Source organism: Pseudooceanicola sp., from assembly GCF_029213205.1.
Classification (GTDB): Bacteria; Pseudomonadota; Alphaproteobacteria; order Rhodobacterales; family Rhodobacteraceae; genus Pseudooceanicola.
Window position 1 is genome coordinate 1 of sequence record NZ_JARGNH010000008.1, and the last position, 3,945, is coordinate 3,945.

Here is a 3,945-nt window from a genome sequence, read left to right on the forward strand (position 1 = left end):
CATAAAAAGCGCCAATCGGCGAGGATCAATGTGATCATCCGGGACGGAACAGTTAACAATAGGGGTGCGGATAAGCGTCATCACGATTCCCCTGTCGCGCTTGCGAGTCGGGTCAGATTCGGGGATGAGTCCGGTAAGGAGACAGCACCATGAAGATCGCGACATTCAACATCAACGGCATCAAGGCCCGCGCCCAGGCGCTTGCCGACTGGCTCGACGCTGCGCAACCGGATGTCGTGCTGCTGCAAGAGATCAAGTCGGTGGATGAAAACTTCCCGCGTGAGCTGTTCGAGGACCGCGGTTACCAGGTCGAAACCCATGGGCAGAAAAGCTTCAACGGGGTGGCGATCCTGTCGAAACTGCCGCTTGAGGACGTCACCCGTGGCCTGCCCGGCGACGACGACGACGAACAGGCGCGCTGGATCGAGGCGACGGTGATCGGTGACAACACCGCGCTGCGGCTCTGTGGGCTCTATCTGCCAAATGGCAATCCGGCGCCGGGGCCAAAATACGACTACAAACTCGCCTGGATGGAACGGCTGCGGGCGCGGGCGATCGAGTTGCTGGCGAGCGAGGAACCGGCGCTGATGGCAGGCGACTATAATGTGATCCCGCAGGCCGAGGATGCCGCCAAGCCCGAGGCCTGGGTCGAGGACGCCCTGTTTCTGCCGCAGACCCGCGACGCGTTCCGCCGGATCCAGAACCTTGGCTATACCGAGGCGTTTCGCACCCGGCACCCGGAACCGGGGCATTATTCGTTCTGGGATTATCAGGCCGGGGCCTGGCAACGGAACAACGGCATCCGCATCGACCATGTGCTGATGACGCCGCAATGCGCCGATCTGCTGGTCGATTGCGGCATCGACAAGGAAATTCGCGGCTATGACAAGCCCAGCGATCACGTCCCGGTCTGGGTGGAGTTGGCCGCATGAGCGTGATCGCGGTGCTGCTGCTGGCCGCCGGGGCCTCGTCGCGAATGCGCGGCGGTGACAAGCTGCTGGAACCCGTCGCCGGGCAGCCCCTGGTCAGGCTGATGGCGGCCCGCGCCCTGCGCGCCGGGGCGCCGGTGATCGTGACCCTGCCCCCGTTGCCCAATCCGCGCGCGGCGGCATTGACCGAAATGCCGGTGGCCCGGATCCCGGTGCAGGATGCCAGCAGCGGCATGGCCGCGTCGATCAAGGCGGGCGTGTCGAGCCTGATGCCGGGCACCGATGCCCTGATGATCCTGCCCGCCGACATGCCCGAGGTGGACGCCTCCGACATCGCCGCGATGGTGGCGGAGTGGCAACCGGGCGAAATCCTGCGCGGTGCCGGGGCCGATGGCACACCGGGCCATCCGGTGATCTTTCCGGCCGATCTGTTTGAAGAGCTGGGCGGCTTGCAAGGCGACGTCGGCGCCCGCGAAGTTCTGGTGCGCCACCGCGCCCGGATCCGGCTGTTCCCGCTGCCGGACCGGCATGCGCTGACCGATCTGGACACGCCCGAAGACTGGGCGGCCTGGCGCCAGCACGGCGACGCAGACCTCTAGACAATAAAGGAAGGCACGAGCGATCAGGCGCGTTCAACAGACGCGTCTTTCAAGCTCGTGCCTTGGGATTCGGCCAGCGCCCCCGACTGGCCGGGGTGTATGCCGGACCGGCGAACCGGACCGGCAGACGCTGCATTATTTGACGAGGAGGTTGGCCTCGTGCTTTTTCAGGGTCCGGCGCGCCGCGTGATAGTCGCGGATGCCTTCGGCGGTTTCCAGTTCCGGGAACAATTCGAAGATCTCGGTCCGCTGAGCGTTACCGATCCCGTCGAGCGATTGTTCACCCGGTTGGAAGCTTTCGGTCCATGCGCCGTTCGACAGCACCACTTCGTGGCGATCGAACATGAAGTGGATGTAGGTGGTATGCAGAGCATTCACCGTATCCACCCCCGGCAAGCCGGTCAGGTGCTTGGCCGCGACCAGGACCTCACGCTCTTCGAAATAGAGCGCCGTCTTGTCGTTGTTGACCAGGACCCGATGGTTCGGGCTGACCAGCATGTCGCGTTCCGGCAGGCCGTGGCCCAGCGACCCTTTCTGGATCAGAACCGGTTTCAGGTGCGCGTTCGCTGCCATCTGCTTGCCGTTCAACGGTTTCGCGCCGATCCAACGGATCTCTTGGATGCCGTTGTCGCGGGTGATGATGCGATCACCTTCTTTCAGTTCCTCGACCAGACGCTCACCCTTCGGCGTGGCGATGACGGTGCCCGGCGTGAAGCAGGGGATGATCTTTTCGATCTCTTCGAACGTCACCTGGCCAACTTCGGCGTCGGAGGAGTCGAAGTAGTGAACGATCCCGTCTTCCTTGTCCGCCGAGGTGTATTCGACTTCCAGACGTCCGCCAGCCGGGGCCGAGCCACGCAGATCGAGCGTGTCAAAGTCCGTGCCGGTGGTGAAGGTCGAGCCACCATCCACATGGTCACCCTCGCCCGGTTTGATCCCGGTATAGGTGACGTCCTCGAACAGATCCTCGTCGGCCTCGCCAAACATGGTGTCGTTGCCGTCGCCACCCAGCAGCGTGTCTTTCCCCGCGCCGCCGTAGAGGATGTCTTCGTCGATGCCACCATCCAACAGGTCGTTGCCTGCGTCGCCGTAAAGCGTGTCATCGTCGTCATCGCCAAAGATGGTGTCATTGCCGTCACCGCCATGCAGCAGGTCGCGACCGTTTTCGGTCTGCGGGTCTGTCGCATCGGGGCCATAGCCCCAGGCGTATGCCGGATCACCACCGTTGATCAGGTCGTTGCCCGCACCGCCATCGACGGTGTCGGACCCGTGCCCGCCAAGGATCGTATCGTTGCCGCCATCGCCGTTGATCAAGTCATCGTCGATGCCGCCGTTCAGGAGGTCGTTGCCGGCCCCGCCAAAGATCGTGTCGCTGTCGTCACCGGTAGAGACGGTGTCGTTGCCGGACCCGGCGTCAACCCAATCGCGGTTGTCGTCAGGCAGCGGATCCTTGGTGACAACACCAAAGCCCGGCAGGAAGGCCGGCAGGTTCGGATCGTCGTTCTCGTAATCCGAGAACAGGTCGATCCCAGCGATGATCGAGTCGTTGCCCGCGCCGCCATAGATCGTGTCCGACCCCTGGTCGTCCATGATCGTGTCGTTGCCGTCGTCGCCAAAGACAACATCGTCATCAATGCCGCCGTTCAGCAGGTCATCGCCAGTGCCGCCGTGAAGCGTGTCACGGTCGTCGCCGGTCATGATGGTGTCGTTACCGGCACCGCCAAAGGCTTCGTCACGGTCGTTTTCTTCGTCAACGTCAGGCGTCTGGCCCAGGATGTTGACCCCGTCGAGCGCCGCGCCAGGCGCGCCGGTTTCGATCAGGTCATCCCCTTCTTCACCATAAACCTCGTCCGAGCCTTCGCCCGACTTGACGGTGTCGTCGCCGCCACCGGCAGTCACGACATCGTCGTTCGGCTCGGCATCGGGGTCGATCGCATCGTCGTTGTCGATCTTGTCGCCTTCGGGATCGCCGAGGTAATCTTCGTCAATCAGGTTCGGATCGTCATCGCCTTCGACGATACCATCCAGCGGGGAATCGCCAACCGTCACGGTAAAGGTGCCGGTATCGGTGCCGCCATTGCCGTCAGAGACCGTGTATTCGATCACCGCCGGGCCGGTGAACCCAGCCGCCGGAGTGAAGGTCACGTCGCCATTGGGCAGCGAAGATATGGTGCCCTCGCCGGACAGCAGCGTCGGCGTGCCTTGCAGCACCAGCGGGTCGCCGTCGACATCGGTGTCATTGGCCAGCACGTTGAAGGTGACCGGGGTATCGAAGTCAGTCGGTGCTGAATCGTCATTGGCAACCGGCGCGTCATTCACCGGGTTCACGGTCACGGCAACGGTGCCGGTGTCGGTGTTCCCATCGGGGTCGGTGACCACATAGGTGATGGTGTCCGCGCCATTGTAATCGGCGTCGG

At 63.4% G+C, this 3,945-nt stretch carries 3 protein-coding genes; 2 read left to right on the forward strand and 1 reads right to left on the reverse strand.

The genetic code is table 11. The features are described from left to right. Positions 1-149 precede the first annotated feature (149 nt). Together xth and P1U48_RS08230 are read left to right on the forward strand one after the other, a co-directional pair. On the forward strand, positions 150-932 hold the full coding sequence (gene xth / locus P1U48_RS08225) for an exodeoxyribonuclease III (RefSeq protein ID WP_301068466.1): 783 nt from the start codon (positions 150-152) through the stop codon (positions 930-932). After that, positions 929-1,528, forward strand: a complete 600-nt coding sequence (locus tag P1U48_RS08230; protein WP_301068467.1) for a nucleotidyltransferase family protein — start codon at positions 929-931, stop codon at positions 1,526-1,528. Before xth ends, P1U48_RS08230 begins: the two co-directional genes overlap by 4 nt. A 135-nt stretch (positions 1,529-1,663) precedes the next feature. On the opposite strand, the gene P1U48_RS08235 is transcribed toward P1U48_RS08230, so the two are convergent. Further along, positions 1,664-3,945: Hint domain-containing protein (locus P1U48_RS08235; RefSeq protein ID WP_301068468.1), on the reverse strand; the 2,282-nt coding region annotated here is incomplete at its 5' end.